Origin of the sequence: Paenibacillus hexagrammi (assembly GCF_021513275.1) — a bacterium.
GTDB lineage: Bacteria > Bacillota > Bacilli > Paenibacillales > NBRC-103111 > Paenibacillus_E > Paenibacillus_E hexagrammi.
In genome coordinates, this window is record NZ_CP090978.1 from 2321109 (window position 1) to 2342951 (window position 21843).

Annotated in this window: 17 protein-coding genes and 3 pseudogenes; 16 read left to right on the plus strand and 4 right to left on the minus strand. The window is 50.2% G+C overall.

From position 1 onward, the window contains the following. Position 1: 1 nt before the first annotated feature. The 11 genes and pseudogenes from L0M14_RS10230 to L0M14_RS10280 all read left to right on the plus strand — a co-directional run bounded on the left by L0M14_RS10230 (position 2) and on the right by L0M14_RS10280 (position 11997). Positions 2-857: pseudogene (locus L0M14_RS10230) on the plus strand (sugar phosphate isomerase/epimerase family protein). Further along, a complete protein-coding gene (locus tag L0M14_RS10235) occupies positions 847-1872 on the plus strand; it encodes a Gfo/Idh/MocA family protein (protein ID WP_235122004.1) in 1026 nt (341 codons plus the stop codon). The pseudogene L0M14_RS10230 and the gene L0M14_RS10235 overlap by 11 nt, the downstream one beginning before the upstream one ends. 299 nt (positions 1873-2171) lie before the next feature. After that, positions 2172-3176, plus strand: a complete 1005-nt coding sequence (locus L0M14_RS10240; protein WP_235122005.1) for an SDR family oxidoreductase — start codon at positions 2172-2174, stop codon at positions 3174-3176. Positions 3177-3214: 38 nt separating this feature from the next. Next, on the plus strand, positions 3215-4984 hold the full coding sequence (locus L0M14_RS10245; protein WP_235122006.1) for an ABC transporter ATP-binding protein: 1770 nt from the start codon (positions 3215-3217) through the stop codon (positions 4982-4984). Between the two features lie 2 nt (positions 4985-4986). Continuing rightward, positions 4987-6657, plus strand: coding sequence for an ATP-binding cassette domain-containing protein (locus L0M14_RS10250; RefSeq protein WP_235122007.1), 1671 nt, complete (start codon positions 4987-4989; stop codon positions 6655-6657). Between the two features lie 17 nt (positions 6658-6674). Then, positions 6675-7103: an SRPBCC family protein gene (locus L0M14_RS10255; RefSeq protein WP_235122008.1), complete on the plus strand. Its 429-nt coding sequence runs from the start codon at positions 6675-6677 to the stop codon at positions 7101-7103. 312 nt (positions 7104-7415) lie between these two features. Continuing rightward, entirely contained in the window at positions 7416-7991 is a 576-nt protein-coding gene (locus L0M14_RS10260) for a TetR/AcrR family transcriptional regulator (protein ID WP_235122009.1), read from the plus strand. 60 nt (positions 7992-8051) lie between these two features. Then, complete coding sequence (locus L0M14_RS10265; RefSeq protein ID WP_235122010.1) at positions 8052-9236, plus strand: MFS transporter; 1185 nt, start codon at positions 8052-8054, stop codon at positions 9234-9236. Between the two features lie 91 nt (positions 9237-9327). Then, positions 9328-10608 (plus strand): phytoene desaturase family protein, encoded by a 1281-nt coding sequence (locus tag L0M14_RS10270; RefSeq protein WP_235122011.1) that lies wholly within the window; start codon positions 9328-9330, stop codon positions 10606-10608. A gap of 28 nt (positions 10609-10636) precedes the next feature. Continuing rightward, the gene (locus tag L0M14_RS10275) at positions 10637-11545 is read left to right on the plus strand and encodes an RNA polymerase sigma-70 factor (protein WP_235122012.1); all 909 of its coding nucleotides are present in this window, start codon (positions 10637-10639) and stop codon (positions 11543-11545) included. A gap of 83 nt (positions 11546-11628) precedes the next feature. Then, positions 11629-11997: a hypothetical protein gene (locus L0M14_RS10280; RefSeq protein WP_405030830.1), complete on the plus strand. Its 369-nt coding sequence runs from the start codon at positions 11629-11631 to the stop codon at positions 11995-11997. 196 nt (positions 11998-12193) lie between these two features. Here the strand turns inward: L0M14_RS10280 and L0M14_RS10285 are convergent, their stop codons facing one another. Continuing rightward, complete coding sequence (locus L0M14_RS10285) at positions 12194-12673, minus strand: GAF domain-containing protein (RefSeq protein WP_235122014.1); 480 nt, start codon at positions 12671-12673, stop codon at positions 12194-12196. A 225-nt stretch (positions 12674-12898) separates the two neighbouring features. Between L0M14_RS10285 and msrA the strand changes: the two are divergent. From msrA to L0M14_RS10300, 3 genes and pseudogenes are all read left to right on the plus strand, one after another. Then, positions 12899-13877, plus strand: a pseudogene (msrA, locus tag L0M14_RS10290) (peptide-methionine (S)-S-oxide reductase MsrA). 117 nt (positions 13878-13994) lie between these two features. Further along, the gene (locus L0M14_RS10295) at positions 13995-14810 is read left to right on the plus strand and encodes an SDR family oxidoreductase (protein WP_235122015.1); all 816 of its coding nucleotides are present in this window, start codon (positions 13995-13997) and stop codon (positions 14808-14810) included. A 79-nt stretch (positions 14811-14889) separates the two neighbouring features. Further along, a complete protein-coding gene (locus L0M14_RS10300) occupies positions 14890-16929 on the plus strand; it encodes a transglycosylase domain-containing protein (protein WP_235122016.1) in 2040 nt (679 codons plus the stop codon). 195 nt (positions 16930-17124) lie between these two features. Here L0M14_RS10300 and L0M14_RS10305 read toward each other — a convergent pair whose 3' ends face one another. Both L0M14_RS10305 and uraA read right to left on the minus strand, forming a co-directional pair. Next, positions 17125-18024 carry a hypothetical protein gene (locus tag L0M14_RS10305; RefSeq protein ID WP_235122017.1) on the minus strand — a complete coding sequence of 300 codons (900 nt, stop codon included), beginning with the start codon at positions 18022-18024 and terminating at the stop codon, positions 17125-17127. Positions 18025-18105: 81 nt separating this feature from the next. Further along, positions 18106-19364, minus strand: a pseudogene (gene uraA, locus L0M14_RS10310) (uracil permease). A 192-nt stretch (positions 19365-19556) separates the two neighbouring features. Between uraA and L0M14_RS10315 the strand changes: the two are divergent. Beyond that, entirely contained in the window at positions 19557-19844 is a 288-nt protein-coding gene (locus L0M14_RS10315) for a YciI family protein (protein WP_235122018.1), read from the plus strand. 77 nt (positions 19845-19921) lie between these two features. Here L0M14_RS10315 and L0M14_RS10320 read toward each other — a convergent pair whose 3' ends face one another. Continuing rightward, entirely contained in the window at positions 19922-20614 is a 693-nt protein-coding gene (locus tag L0M14_RS10320; protein WP_235122019.1) for a metal-dependent hydrolase, read from the minus strand. A 187-nt stretch (positions 20615-20801) separates the two neighbouring features. Here L0M14_RS10320 and L0M14_RS10325 point away from each other — a divergent pair, with 187 nt between their 5' ends. Then, positions 20802-21719, plus strand: coding sequence for a methyl-accepting chemotaxis protein (locus tag L0M14_RS10325; RefSeq protein WP_235122020.1), 918 nt, complete (start codon positions 20802-20804; stop codon positions 21717-21719). Positions 21720-21843 lie beyond the last annotated feature (124 nt).

A 21843-nucleotide genomic window follows, 5' to 3' on the forward strand; every position in this document is an offset into this window, starting at 1 on the left:
CATGAAGAAAGGAATCAATATATGGTCCTTTCCCCGAAGGGATGAAGGTTGAATCGTGTATGAGACTGGCGAAGGCTGCCGGTTTTGAGGGCGTTGAACTCGGATTGAATGAAACGGGAGAGGTTAGCCTGGAAAGCAGTGAAGAGGAGCTGCGCGATATCAAACGGCTTGCCTCTGATATTGGAATTGAGCTGACCAGTCTGGCAAGCGGGTTATACTGGACCTATTCGCTGACCAGCAGAAATCAGGCGGTTAGGGAGAAGGCGCTTCAGATTGTAAAAAAACAGCTAGAAGCAGCAGCTGTACTGGGTGTAGATACGATCCTGGTCGTGCCGGGGGCGGTTGGAGTCGATTTTATCCCCGATACGGAAGTCGTTCCTTATGACGAAGCGTATGATCTCGCGCTTGAAGGGCTCTCTCGTTTAGCGTCGGATGCAGCGTCATTAGGAGTATCCATCGGCATCGAAAATGTCTGGAACAAATTTTTGCTGTCTCCCTTGGAAATGCGCGACTTTATCGATAAAATCGCCTCTCCGTTTGTCGGATCTTACTTTGATGTAGGTAATGTCTTAGCCGGCGGGTATCCCGAGCACTGGATTTCGATTCTAGGCCCGCGTATTAAGAAGGTTCATTTTAAAGATTACCGGCGTGATGCAGGCGGATTACACGGATTCGTGGATCTGCTGGCGGGAGACGTTGATTATCCATCCGTTATGGAAGCACTGCACACCATTAGCTACGAGGATTACGTCATTGCGGAAATGATACCGAATTATAAGCATCATACGGAACAAATCATTACCAACACATCTGCATCTATGGATGCGATTCTGGGGAGGCAGAGGGATGACGCTTAGAATCGGTTTAATCGGCTTCGGCTTCATGGGAAGAACCCACTTGACGAATTATTTGCGCCTTCAGGAAGAAGGCTTGCCTATTCAAGTGAAAGCCGTCTGTGATATCAATCTCGACAAGCTCCGTGAGCAAGAAGCGGTCGGCAACATCTCGGGGGCTGCGGGACAGATCTCTTTAGATAATATCTCCGGATATTCATCCGTAATCGACATGCTGGAGAATGAGGAGCTGGACTGTGTTGACATTACGCTCCCGACTTACCTGCATAAGGAGTATTCTGTCATGTGTTTGAACCGAGGACTGCACGTGCTATGTGAAAAGCCGATGGCGCTCGATGTGTCTGAATGCTTGGACATGATCGCTGCAGCGGAAATGAATGACAGGCAGTTAATGATCGGTCAATGCTTACGCTTCTGGCCGGCTTATGAGTACTTAAAGAGAACCGTAGATGAGCAAACGTACGGTCAGGTGAAGAGCGCCTTCTTTTTTAGAGGGGGCAGCACACCGACTTGGGGAGCTTGGCTTACGCAAAACGACAAAAGCGGCGGAGCCTTAATGGATATGCATATCCATGACACAGATGTGATCAACTGGCTGTTCGGCAAGCCTGAAGCGGTATCTACGCAAGCCTTGAACATCGTTCCGGGAAGCGGGTACGATGTCGTGTCCACTCATTATGCGTATGCGGGTGGGAAGGTCGTGAATGCGCAAGCCGATTGGACTCTTCAAGGCGACTATGGGTTTGAAATGCATTACAGAGTAAATTTTGAGCGAGGAAATCTCGTCTTTGACGGGAGTACGGTCAAGGTGAACCCGAACGAGAACAGTGGGTTTCAAGCGGAGCTGCCTGCAGACTTGGGCTACTACTATCAATTGAAGTATTTTACGGAACGTTTAATCAGTGGAGAAAAGATTGCAGAAGCTCTGCCCCAAAGCACCATGGAAAGCGTCAGCATTATTCGGGCGGAAATCGAATCTGCTGATCAGCATGGCAAATGGGTGAGCCTGCAGGTATAAGGGATGCGGGAAAGCTACGTAGTCAGAGTCATTTACCGTTAATGGGATCAAGCTCTTGTCAAGTTCAGAGGACAAGAGCTTGATCCTTTGCTTATTGTCAACCGCAATCGGAGAAAAGCCACTGAGGTTCGAATGGACCCAGCTTTATTAACAAGCTCGACGAAGTCGTCTATCGTTGACTAGATGAAAATGAAAGGAAGGAACATAGGAATTCAAATGCATAAAGAAGGAGGAAGTGCCGTCGACCCCGAATACTTTTCAGGCATAACTTTTGTGAAGAGATGGGAGTGATAGTTGGAATGAAAGTACTATTTATTGGCGGCACCGGACTGATCAGTGAAGCCGTATCCAAGTTGACTGTTGCTAAAGGGCATGAATTGGTTTTACTGAATCGGGGAGCAAGAAGCAGTTTTGTGCCGGAAGGGGCAAGAGTGCTTGTTGGCGACATTCGCGATGTGAACGCGGTTTCACAACTCCTAAAGGATGAAGAATTCGATGTTGTCGTTGACTGGATTGCGTTTACCCCGGATCATGCTCAGAATGATTTGAAGCTGTTTGCAGGGAAAACAAAGCAATACATCTATATTAGCTCCGCATCGGCTTATCAAAAGCCGCTCCAGCATTATTTGGTAACGGAGGAAACGCCGCTAGAGAATCCGTTCTGGCAGTATTCGCGCGATAAAATCGCTTGCGAGCAGCTGCTGATGGAGGCTTACCAAACGAACGGATTCCCGGTCACGATCGTAAGACCTTCCTACACCTATGGGGACACGATGATTCCCGCATCATTAAACAGTTGGCAATATCCATGGTCGTTGGTTGACCGTATGCGACAAGGAAAGAAAATTATTGTACACGGGGACGGGGCTTCCCTATGGACCATGACGCATAACAGTGATTTTGCCAAAGGATTCGTGGGGCTGCTTGGACACCCGGATGCCATTGGCGAAGCGTTTCATATTACTTCCGATGAAGTGCTGACCTGGGATCAGATTTATAAGGCGATCGGGGCAGCGGCGGGTGTGGAGCCGAATCTCGTTCATATGTCTTCAGACTTTTTATGCGCTCGCAATCCGGAGCTTGTAGGCGGTCTATTCGGTGACAAAGCGGTAAGCGCTGTTTTTGATAATAGCAAGATTAAACGTTTTGTACCGGAATTTAAAGCGAACGTGCCTTTTGCCGAAGGGATTAAGCGGACCGTGGAGTATTTCGAGGCTCATCCGGAGCGCTGCCAAACCGACGAGGCATGGAATGCCGCTATGGATGCGATGATCGAAGCTTTTGAAGCGGGTATCCGATCTTAACGGAGCGGTTCATTCAGTCAGACATCAGGAGGTCACACATGCAGTCGAATTCAAGCGGCAGCTCGATAAAGGCGTATTCGAGATTGCTGCGGCAATATTTGCTTCCCCAGCGAGGGACATTGATCGTATTGGCAGTGCTGCTCTTTGCTTCTATTGGCATGCAGCTGGCAAACCCGCAGATTATCCGTTTTTTTATAGATACAGCGCAATCACATGGCGATCTAAAGCCGCTTTTTATAGCAGCAGGATTATTCTTGGGATTCTCGATAGCACAACAAATCTTGTCAGTCCTGGCGACCTATTTCAGTGAGAATATTGGGTGGAAAACGACCAATGCGCTGCGCGTCGATCTCGCCACCCACTGCTTGTCGCTGGATATGTCCTTTCATAAATCCCATACATCAGGGTCACTGATTGAACGGGTTGACGGTGATGTGAATGCGCTGGCTAACTTTTTCTCCAGCATGATGATTCATCTGATAGGCAATGTGCTGCTGATGGCAGGGATCATCGTATTGCTTTTTCGAGAAAATTGGCTAATTGGCGGAGGCATGACCGTGTTCGTGGTCGGCGCTATGTGGTTGATTCAATGGATTCGTAAGTATGCCGCGCCGATGTGGTCCGGTTGGAGACAAGCGAATGCCGAGTTCTATGGTTTTATCGGGGAGCATCTGGAGGGAACCGAGGATATACGGGCCAATGGGGCGTCCGGTTTTGTGATGGGCAGGTTTTATAAAATGATCGGGAGCATGCTGCCGCTGCGCGTTAAGGCGTTCATGGGCTTTTGCGCTATGTGGAATACTTCCATTCTCGTGTTTGCACTAGGGAACGCCATGGCATTTGGTATCAGTGCATACTTGTGGAAAGCCCAGGCGCTTTCCCTTGGAACGGTGTATCTGATTTTCTTTTATACGGAGCTGTTGGCGAAGCCTATTGAAAAGATTCGTACACAGATGGAGGATCTGCAAAAGGCCGATGCGAGCATAAGCCGTATCATGCAGCTACTTGATACGCGATCAGCTATTCAAGATGGGGAAGGTGCAGTATTGCCGGACGGTCCGCTTCATGTAGAACTGCGGGAGGTCAGATTCTCGTATGAGGAGGAAGCAGAGAACCCGCCGACCATCGATCGGCTGAATGTCCAGCTAAAGCCCGGTCAGGTTCTTGGGCTGCTTGGCCGTACCGGCAGCGGTAAAACAACCATAGCCAGACTGCTGCTGCGTTTTTACGACCCGCAAAGCGGAGCTGTTATGCTTGGCGGTGTGGACATCCGTAAATGTAAGTTGGCTGACCTGCGCAAACGGGTAGCCATGGTGACGCAAAATATTGAGATCATGCAGGGGACGGTCCGCGACAATTTGACCTTCTACGATGAATCGATATCAGACGAACGTATCAGGGAAGTTTTACAGGAGATCGGCCTTGGTGCATGGCTGGAATCGATGCCGGAAGATTTGGATACGATGCTGGCTTCCGGTGGAGGAAGCTTGTCGGCAGGGGAGGCACAGCTATTGGCATTTGCCCGTGTGTTTCTGACCGACCCTGGGCTTGTCATCATGGATGAAGCGTCGTCGAGGCTGGATCCTCTGACCGAGCTGAGAATTGAGAAGGCCATCAGCAAGCTGTTAGCTGAACGGACCTGTGTCATCATTGCGCACCGGTTAACCACGGTTCAGAGAGCGGATCAAATTGCCATCTTGGACAACGGTCAGCTGTTGGAGTACGGAGATCGGGTACAGCTTGCAGCTGATTCCTCATCCAGATTCAGTAAACTGCTTACTACAGGTCTTGAGGAGGTGCTCACGTAGCCATGAATACGTATCAATATTTATGGCGGCTGATCATGAACCGGCCTGTGCTGTATATGGTCAACGCGCTCGCATGGACGGCCATCTATCTGGCGCCGATCGCGCCTGGACTCGTCACCAAGCAGTTCTTCGATATACTCAGCGGCGCGTCCGGACTAAGTTATGGGGTATGGGGCATCATTGCTCTCCTCTTGGGGGCTACGCTTGCCCGTATGATGCTGATTGTGTTTGGATTTATAACGGATGTGCACACCCGCTTCCGTATGGGGATGATGCTGCGGCGCAACCTGCTCGAGCACGTCCTCAAACAGCCGGGAGCGAGAGCGATTCCGGTATCGCCCGGCGAAGCGATCAGTCACTTCCGTGACGATGTGGATCAGTCCGAGGAAGCGGCCAGCTGGTCGGTTGACGTCTTCGGGATGACCTGCTTTGCCGCTGTGTCCAGCTACATTCTGATCCGCATCGATGCGCAGATGACGCTGCTCGTATTTCTGCCTCTTGTTCTCGTTGTTACCGCAGCTCAGCTGGCTACGGCCCGGTTGATGAGCGAACTGCTGGATTCTGTCTTCTCCAACTCGGTTAATCTTGGCACCGGCCTGATTCTGCTGCTGGCAGGTCAAAAGATGCGTGCAGGGACATTTACGGTAGGTGACTTTGCCTTATTCGTCTATTATTTGACGTTCGTCACTCAGTTCAACTCGAATGTAGGCAAGTTCATGACCTACTTCAAGCAGATGAGCGTCGCATTGGATAGGCTGACGTTCCTGCTTCAGGGCGCACCGGCTAAAATGCTTACCATTGTAAAGCCGCTTTATCTGAAAAAGCGGGCAGCGGGTCTTGCGCTAGCGAACACGGAAGAGCAGGCTGTAGACTCAGCTGATCACCAGACTGAGCCTTGGGAAGAGGCGGCTCCGCAGCCGGCACGAATTGACGCGCTCGAACGGCTGGAGGTCAAGCAGTTGTCCTACCGGTTCCCCGATACCGGCCGAGGTATCGAGAATGTGAACTTCAACCTCGCGCGAGGCTCGTTCACTGTCGTGACCGGAGCAATCGGCTCCGGCAAAACGACGCTCGTCCGTGCGCTGCTCGGGCTGCTGCCGAAGACAAGCGGCGACGTGCTGTGGAACGGCCGCCCGGTCGAGGATCTCGGCGAATTCTTCGTTCCGCCGAGAAGTGCTTATACGGCGCAGGTGCCGCGCCTTTACAGCGATACGCTGCGCAATAACATCCTGCTCGGCCAAGCCGAGACGGATGACTGCTTGCGCCGGGCAATCCACACCGCCGTCATGGAAGATGACGTCGCTTATCTGCCCCGCGGGCTCGATTCCGTCATCGGCCCGCGCGGGGTGAAGCTGTCCGGCGGCCAAGCCCAGCGGACAGCCGCAGCTCGCATGCTCGTGCGCAGCGCCGAGCTGTATGTGTTCGACGACCTGTCGAGCGCGCTCGACGTCGAGACAGAGCAGAAGCTCTGGGAGCGGCTGTTCAAGCAGCGGGGCGATGCGACGTGCCTCGTCGTCTCGCACCGCAAAGCCGCTCTCCATCGGGCTGACCACGTCATTGTCATGAAAGACGGCCGAATCGAGGCCGTGGGCTCGGCGGAGCAGCTCTTACAGAGCAATCGAACCTTTCAGGAGCTATGGTATGGAGATGAACTCCGTACCGTAGAATCATAAGAAGGGGAGGCTGGAATATGGCGGAAACCAAGCCAGTGGGATTAACCGCTTCAGCGGGCTATCAAATCGGTGTCAGGCGAACGATCGCCATGCCTCAGCATCAAGTCTGGGAACTGCTGATATCGCCGCAAGGGCTGAAGCTGTGGCTGGGAGATGTGAAGAGAATCGGTCTCCACCCGGGAGATCGGTTCGAGACGAATGAAGGCACGACTGGCGAGATGCGGGTTGCGAAGGAGCCGGAGCAGCTTCGGCTGACCTGGCAGCCCTCAGGCTGGGAAAAAGCATCCACGCTGCAGATCCGTGTACTTGCAGGGAAAGCGGAACGCACAACGGTCAGCTTCCATCAGGAAAAGCTGGACAGTGCAGTGACTCGCGAAGCGATGAAGCTGCGCTGGGAGGAGGTTCTCCTGCGACTGTCAGAAATAGCTTCTGAGCGATTGCTTTAGAGGAGCACAGATACAAGGCGGTAAAGCGGCTGGAATTCAAACAAGCACGGGTACAAGATATTTTCGGGCTGTTGAATTCGGATCCTTAGATTGTTGATGTTGATGATATTTCGGAGAAGCGTTAATTGGGAATCCATTAGATTGAAACATACAGGATTAGCCTGGGTTTATTGTTGTAACGTCAATAGAGGATGTTAGTTCATGATGAGCTAATCTCCTCTATTTTTTGTTTAAGTTTCATATCTGCAGAAAATACTGGACTAATCGTTCCTGAAAAGTTTATACTGAACATATGGAAATGGAGGGAGATCTATGGGACGCTACAAAGAGTTTGATAAAGAAGCGGTGCTTCATAAAGCGATGCTTGTTTTTTGGAAGAAGGGCTACGAAGCGGCAAGCATTCCCGATTTACTGGAAGCTATGGATCTTAGCAGATCAAGTCTGTACGAAACGTTCGGGGACAAACAAACGCTTTATATAGAGGCGATTAACTGGTACAAGAAGTGGAAGCAAGCCAAACGGGACCTACTCGTCAATGCGACTTCCGCAAAATTTGGAATCCGGCAGTACTTTGAGATACATATCGATTCCGCCTTGGACGGCGAGACGCCGAAGGGTTGTCTCATTACTAACGCGGCAGTCGGCATGGATGCGCCGGATGAGCAATTGAATGCGTTGATCAGGGAGCGGTTTGACGAGTTAGAGAAAGCCTTCTATGAACTGCTGAGCAAAGGTCAGGAGACGGGAGAAATCATGCCTGAGAAAGATATCAAGACTTTATCTTATCTGCTCACAAACCTGAATCATAGTTTAAATATCGTCGCGAAGGTGCAGGGTGACCGCATCAAGATGAAGCAGATGATAAACATGGTGATCGAAATGCTATAAAACAATTTTTTGCACATTCCGGAACGATTGTTCCAGAAAAATTCAAAGGGGGATTTTTGTATGCAGTCAGCTTCCATTCCAACGGAAAAATCGGTTTCGCCATCGCTGATTTTTATCCTGGCAGCCGCTTGCGGTATCATAGCGGCAAACCTTTACTATGCTCAACCATTAATAGGCTCGATCGGTTCGACCATCGGGCTATCCTCCGGGGCTGCCGCACTCATCGTTACGTTGACTCAAGTCGGCTACGGGATCGGCTTGCTATTTATTGTACCGTTAGGAGATATCCTGGAAAATCGTAAGTTGGTTCTTTCGTCATTGCTCCTTACAGCCGCCGTTTTGACAGTTGCCGCTGTCATCAAAAGCGCCATCCTGTTCCTCATCGCTTCACTCATGATCGGAGTAGGTTCCGTAGCAGCACAAATCCTTGTACCGTATGCAGCTCATCTTTCACCTGAAGCCGTGCGCGGTCGCAATGTGGGGAACGTCATGAGCGGGCTACTTCTCGGGATTATGCTTGCGCGTCCCATCTCAAGCTTGGTGGCGGAGTATATGGGCTGGCGCGCCATATATTTTATATCCGCAGTATTCATTTTCGTGCTGGTTCTTGTATTGGCAAAGGCTCTACCCTCAAGGAAACCTTCGACCGCTACAGCTTACCATGTACTGCTGCACTCCATGCTGCATCTGCTGAAGGCGACACCGGCATTGCGCCGGAGGGCAATCTATCATGCTTGTGTATTCGGGACGTTCAGTTTGTTTTGGACTACAGTTCCGTTGGTATTGACAAGTCCGTCGTTCCATTTCACTCAAAAGGAGGTTGCTCTGTTCGCATTAGTCGGGGTCATGGGGGCAATTGTGGCGCCAGCGGCGGGCCGCGTGGCAGACCGCGGATGGGTTCGTCCGGCTACGGGAGGGGCATTGGTCATCGTCATCTTTTCCATGTTGCTTCCCTTGCTGGTTCCATCAAGTTCTGCACTCGCAGTCCCTATCCTCGTAGTTTCGGCGATTTTACTTGACATGGGGGTTTCCGCCAACATGGTTCTTGGGCAGCGGGTGATTTTCTCTTTAGGAGCGGAATTTCGAAGTAGGCTTAACGGCTTGTATATGGCCATTTTCTTTTTAGGGGGTGCTATCGGCTCAGCGGCAGGCGGATGGGCTTACGCAACGGGGGGCTGGGAGGCGGCACTGCTGGTCGGAATCATCTTACCGGTCATCGCCATGGCGTATTATGTGACGGAGTAGAACATTTTATAGTAATTTCAACTCTATGGTCACGACTCGGCTTCGCTAATCGTCATGTATGTATCAGACCGAAAAGGAAGGAATGATCTGCATGATACAGAATACACAAAATTCTAACTGGGATGTTGTCATTATCGGAGCCGGGATTGCCGGATTAACGGCCTCCATTTATTTAGCGAGGGCTGGCCGTCGGGTGCTCGTACTGGAGAAAGGAGACCAGTGGGGTGGGCGGGCCGTTTCGACGGAATTAGCGGCCTCTCGCGTCAATTTAGGTGCTCATGCACTTAATAAGAGTGCCCTCCCCATTCTACAAGAGGTTGGCGTCATACCTGCCGGCGCGTCTCCTAAGCCATTTAACTCGCTCACATTTACAGAAGCTAACGGCGGATTTAAGGAGCTGCCGCTTAGCCAGTGCCTTTTAGGATCATTTTTGAAATGGCAGGAGAAGCTTCAGCTCATGCGCTTCTACAGCAGCTTAAAGAAAATCGACACCTCGGCTTTGAACGAGCTCAGTTTCCAAACCTATATAGATAATCAGCTAGATAGCCCGCGAGTTCGGAGTATCGTTCATGCCCTTGTGCGGTTATCCACTTATTCCCACGATCCGGAGCTTCTTAGTGCCGGAGCAGCCATTGAGCAGCTTAAGCTGGGGCAGGTGCTGTATATTCACGGTGGTTGGCAGGCTCTGGTGAACAGCTTAATTGAGCAAGCGCATCGTGCCGGTGTTGTAATTCAGAAGAGCTCACCCGTGAGGGAAATTACGGGAAGCTATCCTCAGATGAACGTTGGCCTAAAAGACGGCATGCAGATTACAACACGTCACGTTCTTTCTACCGCAGGACCGAAGGATACGATGGCGATGCTGCAACCAGCCCTTACCTCAGCGGAAGCCGAGGCTTACAACAAGCTTATTCCTGTTCGTGCCGCTTGTCTTGATCTCGTTGTATCCGGTATGCCTTTGCCCAAAAAGAATTTTGTACTAGGCGTCGATGAGCCGTGGTACTATTCCAACCATTCCGCCGCATCTTCGCTATCCGATCATCCGGGCTACTCTGTCGTGCATGTAATGAAGTATTTATCTTCTAGCACCCCATCAGAACCCAAGCAAGATGAGCTTGAGCTGGAAGGCTTCCTCGATCGCATTCAACCGGGGTGGCGGAAGCATGTCATTCAGCAGCGCTTTCTGCCTCGAATGCTCGTCTCGCATGGCATCGTCACTGCTGCGAGCGGCGGTCTGTCTGGCAGACCGGGACCTGCGGTGGAGGGGCGGCCAGGTCTGTATGTTGCCGGTGATTGGGTTGGGTCTACAGGAATGCTGCTACAAGCGTCGCTAGCCAGCGCGAAAGAAGCAGCGCAAACCATGTTAAGGTGATAATATTTAGAAAGAAAGGGGGATCGAGATGGAACTCGACACTGTATACCATTCGTACCGGCCGCTTCTTCTGTCCATCGCCTATCGAATGCTGGGGTCTGTCACCTATGCCGAGGATTTGGTGCAAGATGTATTTGTTACGATACAGCAGCAATCCATCCATAAGGAAGGCAGTGCTGTTCAAAACCTGAAAGCTTATTTATGTAAAATCGTCACAAACCGCTGTCTGGATTATTTGAAGTCCGCTCGACATCAAAGAGAGGTTTACGTCGGCCCTTGGCTGCCAGAACCGCTCCTGCATGCTTACTCAGATTCCTCAAGCGCAGCTGCTGCCACAGCAGAGGACCCGCTCCAAACGATCGTTCTGGAGGATAGTATTTCGTACGCATTCTTGGTGCTGCTGGACCGGCTGACGCCCATCGAACGAGCCGTATTCGTGCTTCGGGAAGCTTTCGAATATGACTATTCGGATATCGCGGACTTTGTGAACAAAACAGAGCAAAGCTGCCGGAAGACTTACAGTCGTCTTAAACGAAAAATTCAACAAGAATCACCTGTGGATCTTATTCCAAGCAAGCAGTCTGAGCAGCTTGTACTGAGCTTCCTTCAAGCGACGGCAACGGGTGATATGGGAAGGCTTTTGAGCTTGCTTTCGGAGGACATTGTGCTTTACAGCGATGGAGGCGGTAAAGTCTACGCTGCGATCAAACCTATTATTTCGGTCCATCGAGTACTTGCCTTTATTCAAGGGCTTGCATCCAAGGACGGCGGTATGGGTAGCGTAAGTCTGGTCACAATCAACGGACAGCTTGGCGTTATCTTACGCACACCTTCCGAGCCTATTCCAACGGTTGTCAGCTTCGCCGTAAAAGATGACCGTATTCAAGAGATGTACGTCATTCGCAATCCGGATAAGCTGCGGCATCTGAATTTGTAAAATCCACATATCGTCATGCGGATTTACCTATACCAAATCTATCAATCTAGCATCTACTATCTTATCTTCATTAGAAAGGTGAGATGATAGATTTGAACAAACGGGTAAACCAAGTCATTCGCAAGGCAGAAGCAAAGCTGGGGAGAAAGTTAACGAAGCGCACCATTATCATGAGCCTCAAAAAAGCAGTTAAAGTAACTCGATTGGGAAATGGCTTTGCACGCTTCGAATTCGCTCCTGTAACCGTGCCCGCAAATAGCTTTGTCAGTACAGCCATCAATGGAAACAGCTATAATTTGATTAGCGGCTCTTGGATTTTTTCGGGCAATCAGCAGGGCTACATGCTTGACAATTTCTCTGCGGCGGAAGACAGTTGGTTCTTCACAGCATGGAACCCAACCTCATCTGCGCGTACGGTTCGATATGCAGTTATCGCCAAATTGAAGCCATAGCGTACTCCTATTTGCGCACAAGCGGAAGCTACATGATTCGTATGCAATAGGTACAAAACAAAAATACCGGATCTTCCTAGTTTCCTTAGGAGGTACCGGTATTTTTTCAGTTGATACGACACGATAAGTGGAGCATGACGAATTTGCACCAACCTTGACAAGCGCACTCGTCCTTCGAGGACGGCGACGTCAGATCTTACAGGTACGCTGCCAAGGTCTGGACGAACTGCTCCAGATAGAGCTGATCCGTTTCGTCGAATCTGCTTTTGCTGGGACTGTCAATGTCCAACACACCGATCAGGTCGTTATCGCGCAGGATTGGAATTACAATCTCGGAATTGGACGCCGCATCACAGGCGATATGCCCGGGAAATTCGTGCACGTCCGCTACCCGAATCGTTTCACGCTTTTGTGCGGATGTGCCGCAAACACCTTTGCCAAGCGAAATGCGAACACATGCTGGCAATCCTTGAAAAGGTCCTAAAACAAGCTCATTTTGCTTGAATAGGTAGAAGCCTACCCAATTAATATCGCTTAGAAACGAGCCGAGCAGCGCCGACGCATTCGCCAAATTGGCGATTTGATCGTTTTCACCCTCTAGAAGTGCTCTTAGCTGGCTGATCACGGTTTTATAATTGTCTTCTTTTGAGCCTGTATAGGCCGTAGTCTGAAACATACGAATGCCTCCGTTGTTGAGATCACAGTGATCCGTTCAAGATGATTGCTGTATAACAAGTATTAAATTACCGCGATCCATGCGGCAAGTCAACACGCGATGCTCCTAGCGCGCGGTGTGGCGTCATATAACTTTTATCAGCCACATCTTGGGAAGAGTCTTTGGCAAGCGGCATCCTATTTTGCTATCATGATAATTGAGACTATAGGGAAAGCGGTGTGTGAGATGACACAAAGTTTGGAGCGTGCAGGTTCTTATGAGCTGGCGACCTTCGCCGGCGGATGCTTTTGGTGTATGGTAACGCCATTCGAGGAGCTCCCGGGAATTATAAAGGTAGTATCTGGTTATACGGGAGGCCATACGGAGAACCCGACTTATGAAGAGGTTTGCTCGGAAACAACCGGACATGCGGAAGCCGTGCAAATTACGTTTGACCCGGAGCTTTTCCCTTATGAGAAGCTGTTGGAGATTTTTTGGAGAAGTGTGGACCCTACGGATCCAGGCGGCCAATTCCATGACCGGGGACCTTCGTACCGTACGGCTATTTTCACACACAATGAGGAGCAAAGGAGCAAGGCGGAGGCTTCCAAGCGCGAGCTGGAGGCTAGCGGCAGATTCTCCCGTCCCATCGCGACGGAGATTGTGGACGCATCTGAATTTTATCCGGCGGAAGATTATCATCAGGACTATCATCATAAAAACCCGCTTCGTTACAAAATGTACCGGAAGGGTTCCGGTCGTGACGCTTTTATTGAGAAGCATTGGAACACGGAACAGGATCGGGAGGCGCGCAGAGAGAAGCTAACCAGAATCCAGTACGAGGTGACGCAAAACAATGCGACAGAGCCTCCTTTTCCAAAATGAGTTCTGGGATCATCACGAGGAAGGCCTTTATGTGGACATCGTTTCCGGCGAACCGTTATTCAGCTCCAAGGATAAATTCGATTCCGGCTGCGGTTGGCCGAGCTTCACCAAGCCCTTGTATAGCGGAACGGTGAAGGAAAAGCAGGACGTGAGCCATTTCATGGTTCGTACAGAGGTAAGGAGCCAGGAGGCTGACTCACATCTCGGACACGTGTTCACGGATGGACCTGCTCCAACAGGATTGAGATACTGCATCAACTCGGCTGCTCTAAAATTCATTCCCGTTCAGGATTTAGAGAAGGAAGGGTACGGAGCGTACCGAAAATTATTTGCCGACTAAATCTTGAATAAAGGCATCTGAGATTGCCGCATGTCCGTACATAGTTTCTCCTTTACTCGGGTAAACCAACATAGATTTCTATATCCCTTTACGAGTATGGAAAGGCTGGTTGATTACATGGGTGTACAGACAATGCAAAAACCAAAGATGCTGCTGCCGGATCTTAAGGATAAAGTGGCAGTCGTGACCGGAGCGGGCTCCGGTATTGGAAGAGCTGCGGCGCTGATGCTGGCTCAGCAGGGCATGAAAGTATGCCTTGCAGACCTCAAGGATGAGCGGCGAGATCAGACGGTGCAGGAAATTTTGAGCACCGGCGGACAAGCCATCAGTGTGGACGTCGACGTTGCCGACCCAATACGGGTGGCTGAAGCGTTTGAAGAAGTGGCACACGCATGGGGAAGGCTGGACTTCGTTTTCGCCAATGCAGGGATTAACGGTGTACTGGCGCCGATCGAAGACATGAAGCCGGAGGACTGGGACCGCACGCTCTCGGTGAATTTGAAAGGTACGTTCTTGTGTGTGAAGCATGCAGTGCCGCATATGAAGGAGCAAGGCGGCAGCATTGTGATCACAAGTTCTATTAATGGGAGCCGCAAATTTTCGGGCTTTGGGATGTCGGCTTACAGCGCCTCTAAGGCTGGTCAGGTTGCGTTTGCAAAAATGGCCGCATTGGAGCTGGCCCGCTATAAGATTCGGGTAAACGCCATCTGTCCCGGGTCAATCAAAACCAATATCGGAGAGAATACGCAGCCTACGCCGGAGCTGCAGAAAATCAAAATTCCGGTCAACTACCCAGAAGGCAGCCAGCCCTTGGAGCATGCGCCGGGGATGCCGGAGCAGGTAGCCGATCTGGTAGCCTTTTTGGCTTCCGAGGCATCCAGTCATATTACGGGGACCGAGCTGTTTATTGACGGTGCGGAATCGCTGCTGTAAAGAACAGGCAGCTCTGATTACGACATATTTTCGCACCCCGCTTCGAATAGCTATAGCAGGAAAGCGGGGGGATATGTTGATGGAACAACAACGAGAAACAACAGGGCCGCTTCCACAGAGGAGCGGTTCTTTGCTGCGTTCGATATTGAAGAGTAAACGGCTGTGGGGTTATATCTCGGGAGCATTGCTGCTCATCGGCGTAATGGCCGTCGGTTCGGCGTACTGGTATATCAAGAACCTGGACGTTTCGAAGCTGAATCAACCGCTGCCTGCGCCTACTATGCTGTTTGACCGCAATGGCCATCCTGCCTCGCAGCTATCTGCTTCGAAGATCGATCCCGTCCCTTTGTCACAAATGCCAAAAAGCTTGACGGATGCAGTGCTTGCTGTAGAGGATAAGCGATTTTATGAGCATTCCGGCGTGGATCTCCAAGCCATCGGCCGTGCAGTGGTGCGGGATATTCTTCAAGGAGGATATACCGAGGGAGCAAGTACGATTACGCAGCAATTAGCCAAAAATATGTTTCTAAGTACGGATAAAACGCTAAGCCGCAAGCTACGTGAGGCTGCTTACGCTATCAAAATCGATATGGCTTACAGAAAGGACGAAATTCTTGAAACGTATTTGAACAGCATTTATTTCGGGGAAGGAAGCTGGGGTGTGCAAGGCGCGTCAACAACATATTTCGGCAAAAACGTGAAGGATCTAACCCTTGCAGAATCAGCCCTGCTGGCAGCGCTGCCGAAAGCACCTAGCCGATATTCACCGCAAAATAATCAAGAAGAAGCAATGGAGCGGCGGAATACCGTGCTTGCATTGATGCGTGATCAAGGTAAAATTACCGAAGAAGCTTATCAAGGAGCTGCTAACGAGCCAATCACGATCGTAGCGGAGCAAACTGCCGATGACTTAAAGGGCAAATATCCCGCTTATGTGGATGCCGTCATTCAAGAAGCAGTGGATCAATACGGGTTTACGGAGGAACAGCTGCTTACAGGTGGGCTGAGGATTACGACGGAGCTTGATCCGAAGGTTCAGCAAGCTGTATTGGATGTATATCAGGATGACCAATTATTCCCGCAAGGGGATGCCAAGCAGCTGGTACAGAGCGGCGCTGTCGTGCTGGATCAGCGAAGCGGAGGAATTCGGGCGGTTGCAGGAGGACGGGGAAACAGCGTCTTTCGAGGATTCAGCCATGCGACGCAGATTCAGCGTCAGCCGGGTTCAAGCCTGAAGCCGATTATGGTGTATGGACCCGCATTAGAGAAGGGTTACACACCTTCAAGCCTGCTTTACGATGGACCGCTGAATATAAACGGTTACCAGCCCGAAGACTGGGACCATCAATCCCGTGGACAAGTGACGATGGATGAAGCGGTGATTCGTTCATGGAATGTGCCTCCGGTTTGGCTGCTGGATCAGATCGGCATCGATAGCGGGCTGCAGTTTTCGTCCAAACTGGGCATAGACTTGCCGAAGGAAGATCGGCAGTTGGCTGCAGCTCTAGGAGGCTTATCTCAAGGCGTCTCACCACTGCAAATGGCGCAGGCGTTCAGCGCATTCGCCAACCAAGGCGCGCTGTGCGGGGCACATACGATTGCGAAGATTGCAACATCGAACGGGCAAGTGCTCATTGAGGCGAAGCCGCAATGCAAGTCCGTCATGCAGTCCGCAACAGCCGCGGCTATGACTTCCATGCTGCAGCATGCCGTTATTAGCGGAACTGGGAAGAATGCCGCTATGAACCGTCCTGTAGCCGGCAAATCCGGTACGACTCAGCTCCCCGATACGAAGGAATTTGCTGGGCTGGACAGCAATGCGGCCAAGGATGCATGGTTCGCGGGATATACACCGGAGCTGACAGCTGCCATCTGGGTAGGCTATGACCGCACGGATCGCCAGCATTATTTAACCACATCGGGAGGCGCCGTTCCTGCTGTCCTGTTTCGGGAAATCATGACCCGATCATTAGCAGAAGTTCCCATAGTTCCGTTTGATTTAAGCGCTTATCAACCTGAAACCCCGGATGTTTCTCAGCCTGAGCATGACAAACCAGAGAAAAACGACCGCCAGAATCCTCGTGAAAAAAAGAAAGCAAAAGGGAAACAAGGGCACTGAAGAAGGGAATAAGTAAAAAAGAAAGAAAGTAAAACCAAAACCAACCCTGTCACGGACGGCACTTAGGCCCAACGGACAGGGTTGGTTTTTTAATTAACATGATAGCATGAATAAATTCGACTCCCCTCGCAAAGTACCTGAATCAGCTTCGAAGCTAAGGGTCTGCTTGCGGGGTGTATCTCCCTATAGATGTTGCTAATCTTTTCCGTGCTTCTTACTTTCATGATCATGATCTTTGCTGCGTTTGTCCGGTTTGCCGTGCTGATCCTGTTGAACTGAACCCTGTTTGGGCATGTTCTTCACTTGCACGTCCAACCGGTCTTTGTCCAACTCATAATGCTCAGCTATAGCATTGACAAGCGTTTGCTTGATCTCGGCATCATTGGCTAATTGATCTCCCAGCAGTTCCCCGATCCACTCTGACGCCGTGTTGCCTTTCACATGAATAGGAGCTCCGTGGTCTGATTCAATGATTAAATCGCCTGATGCAGCGTCATCCGGGTTCGTTTGCTTATACTGAAGCTTAAAATGGTTTCCCGTGACTTTCAGCTCTAACAGGTTAGCAGTTTTAGGAATAGTTGTATCTGGTGAAGCCTTCTTTGTTATCGGTTGTGCAGTAGGTGAAGAGGTCTTATCTGGTGCGGGAGTCAGGTGGGTATCCAGCGGTCCTAATCCTGCAGCAGAAGTTGGCGCTGGACTCGTCGCCAAAGCAGCAGTCTCACTTGCTGGCTTGTCATCATGTGAATCATCGTTGTCGAGCGCAACGGCTGTTTCGTTAGGCTGCTGTGCCTTGATATAGGCCGCTTGATGCTTGCTGTTAAAAATAATCTCTACGCTGTCACCGGCTGCCAAATCCGCCAGCTGCGCCTTTTGATTATTGCGATATACCCATACTGATTTGGCGATGGTCAGGGTCTGATCTCCCTGATCGGTGGTAAGCATCACATTTTGTTGATCGTCCGAAATGGCTTTAAACGTACCATTCATGTTAGCTGAAGCGGCTTCAGACATGGTATCCGCAAACGCACTGTACCCATAGGCGGCCGATATCAAGCAAGTTATCGCAAGAACGCCAATCATAATTTTTTTCTTCATATAGTCTCTCAACCTCCTCCCACATGGTTCGGAAGCAAAGAGGGTTTTCAGGGGGGCATAGCAGATGAAAGAGAGCAGGAATTACTCGTTACTTAATTTCAGAACCTCCAGCAGTTTAAAGAACAAGCTGAGGATAATGGTCACGATGGTGGCCAGCCCCATACCTTTCAGCTCGAAATGTCCCCACTTGAGTGTGGCTCCGCTCAGTCCAATCACCAGGACGACCGTTGTCAAAATGAGGTTGATCGGCTTGGAGTAATCGACCTTGGTTTCGACAAGCATCCGGATCCCCGAAGCAGCGATGACGCCAAACAGCAGCAAGGATACACCGCCCATGACCGGAGTCGGAATCGTTTGAATCAGTGCGGATATTTTGCCTACGAAGGACAGGACGATAGCCATGACAGCAGCTCCTCCAATGACCCATACCGAGTATACCCGGCTGATGGCCATAACGCCGATATTTTCGCCGTACGTTGTATTTGGCGTAGAGCCTACCAAGGATGACAGCATGGTCGAAATCCCATTGCCCATCAGCGATCTGCTTAAACCAGGGTCCTTGGACAGATCTTTGCCGACCATGTTGCCCGTTACGATCAAATGGCCGATATGTTCAGCGATGACTACAAGCGCGGCCGGTGCGATAATGAGAATGCTTGCCGCATCGAAGGCAGGGGTGTAGAAGGTCGGTAATCGAAACCATTCTGCCGCTGCCAACGTTTCTTTGACATGTACAAGTCCTACAAGTGCAGCAAGTATATAGCCTGTAATAATGGCTACCAGAATGGGAATGACCTTAAGCAGCCCGCGGAATACGACGGAGCCGATGACGCCAACTAGCAATGTGAAAATGGAAACCAGCACTACGGTCGAATCCGGAGACCAGTCTGCCGGTGCTCCCGCCGGGGCGATAAAGCCGGCCATGTTCGCAGCAGTAGGGACAAGCTCCAATCCGATAACGGAGACGATTGCGCCCATCGCCGCAGGCGGAAACACGACATCAATCCACCACGTGCCTACTGCACGGATAAGTAAAGCAACAATGGTGAAGATGGCCCCCACGACAAGGAAACCGCCTAATGCGGAGTTATAGCCTTGTGAGCCGATCACAACAAAACCGGTGACAAGAAGGCAAAACTGGAGCCCAAGAAGGCTGGTATTTTACCTTTGGTTATTAAAATGTAAAGCAAAGTGCCGATGCCGTTCATCAGCAGGATCGTGGCTGGGTCGACCTTGAATAGAATGGGGACCAGCACGGTAGAGCCAAACATGGCAAACAGGTGCTGAAGGCTGAGCGGAATGCTCTCGCCGATGGATGGACGCTCGTCCACTTGAATCATTCTTGACACGTGTGAAACCTCCTTAGGTATTAAGTTCCCGAACGATATCTTACCATATTTTGCAGTGAAGACGAGCTTTTTATTGTAATTTCATCAAATTTCGACAAATGTGAGTAGGGATGGTCACTTGCCATACAGGAAGAACTTGGTAGTATAATGAGGGAACATGAATGTAAAAGGAGAGGAATGCGTATGTTTCTTGTCATGTTAACCTATAAGGTGCCGATTGAAGAGGTAGAGCGCCATTTGGAGAGTCACGGCACCTATTTGGATCAGCAGTATGCGGCAAAGCGCTTTATTTGTTCGGGGAGGAAGGTGCCAAGAACTGGTGGAGTGATACTAGCCAATGTGCCTGCAAGAGAAGAACTGGATCGGATTCTGAGTCAGGATCCTTTTTATCAGCATGACATCGCCGAATATGAAATCATTGAGTTCCAGCCAACCAAGTACGACGAAAGATTCCAGGCCTTTATTCCATAAATACGTCAAAAGATACGATAAAAATGAAAGAGAGGATGCCTGCGTCATATAGACGGCGGGGCATCCTCTTCTTGCATCTACAGCTCGATAGATTCGCCTGGGCGGAGCGCTTTACCTTTGATCCCTTTACCGGCAAGCTGTTCGATGAAGGCATTGCCGTCCTGCTCAATCAGAGAGAAGGTGTTGTAGTGGACGGGGACCACGAATTTGGCCTTCAGCCACTCTGCTGCTGTAACGGCATCCTCAGGACCCATGGTGTACAAATCTCCAATAGGCAGGAATGCAAGATCGATGCTATGCTTGTCGCCAATTAACTTCATATCGGAGAACAGGTTCGTGTCACCTGCGTGAAGTATCGTCGTCCCATTCCACTTGATCACAAGTCCGGCGGGCATCCCGGCATAGACAATACTCTTTTGATCGTGAAGAATGATGCCCGAGCTGTGAAAGGCTGGTACCATATGTATCTCTGCGAAGCCTAAGGAGAGCTTGCCGCCGATATTCATGTCCTGTGTTTTGATTCCCTGCCAGCTCATGTAGGTCGCTAATTCATGAATGGCGATGAGGGTGGCGTCATTTTGCTTGGTAATCGAAGCTGCGTCTTGAATGTGATCTGCATGGGCATGCGTTAGCAGTACATAATCCGCCTTGATCGATTCCGGCTTCGCCGATGCGGCTGGGTTGTCCGACAGAAACGGATCAATAATGATGGAATGCTGTCCATCGGATACTTGAATGCAAGAGTGTCCGTGATATTCAATTCGTAACATAAATAATCCTCCCGTTAGGAAATGGATGCTGCACAATTATTGTAAGGGAAAAACGAAGAAAAAGAAAAATGTACGGTATAGCGTGTTCTTGGAAGGGGTTCCGCAAGCTTCGTTCTAATAATAAAGGTAAGTAAATTCATGAGGACAAAGAGCGCAAATCTACATACTTAAGTGAGGAGCTGACAGGATGACAATAACAACACATAGTAGTACTCAAGTATTGAATAGCGATGCAGTTCTCGGTGCTCTGGAGCACAGTCTGGCCATGATTGAATTTGATCCACAAGGAAAGGTCCTTTGGGCAAATGAGAATTTCGCCAAAGCGATGGGCTACACGACATCGGAAATCAAGGGGATGCTGCATAGGCAATTTTGTTTACAAGAATACGCTGAAAGTGCTGAATATAAGCAATTATGGGATAATTTACGTCATGGTATTCAGTTTCAGGAAAAGATTCAGCGTGTGACGAAGGTGGGTAAGGTGATCTGGCTGGAGGCCACTTATACGCCTGTAATGTTGGACGGAAGCGTCAATGCTGTGCTGAAGGTTGCTACCGACATTACGAGCCGCCTTGAAAACAGCTCAGCAAAGGTGATGGAAGAGCTGAAGCAAATGGCCGGGAGTTTGCTCGGTCGCGCCGGCGAAGGGATTCAGCGCAGCAAGGAAGTAGAAACGGCCATTGGCAGAATTGTGAAGGAATCTAACGACAATCAGCAGATGTACGATGCTTTGCAGAAGCAGGCGGATTCTATCAAGGGTTTGATTCGCACCATTCGCGATATTGCAGCTCAAACCAATCTGCTCGCATTGAACGCAGCGATTGAAGCCGCGCATGCCGGTGAATTCGGTCGTGGATTCGATATTGTTGCTAAAGAGGTTCGTAAGCTGGCGGGTCAGGTAGAGGGATCTACCCGGGAGGTTAGCAGTAATATCGAGGGAATTCATTTGCAAATTACGCAAATTGGTCAGGGAACAAGTCGGTCGAATCTTGCCATCGTGGACAGTCAGCGCCTCATTGAACAAGCGTTGAATGAATTCAGTGGAATCGGTGAGGCAGCTAGACTCCTTGATTCGAAAGCAAGTGCTTTGGTGGAGATGCTATAAACAGAGGTAACAAATATCTTTAGATTGGAGCCCCTTTGTTGATGAATAACGGGGTTCTTTCCCGTGTCTTGCACTTAGGGCATCTTGTTATTTAAATGAGCGAGCAGATTCGTTTTGCTGCGTT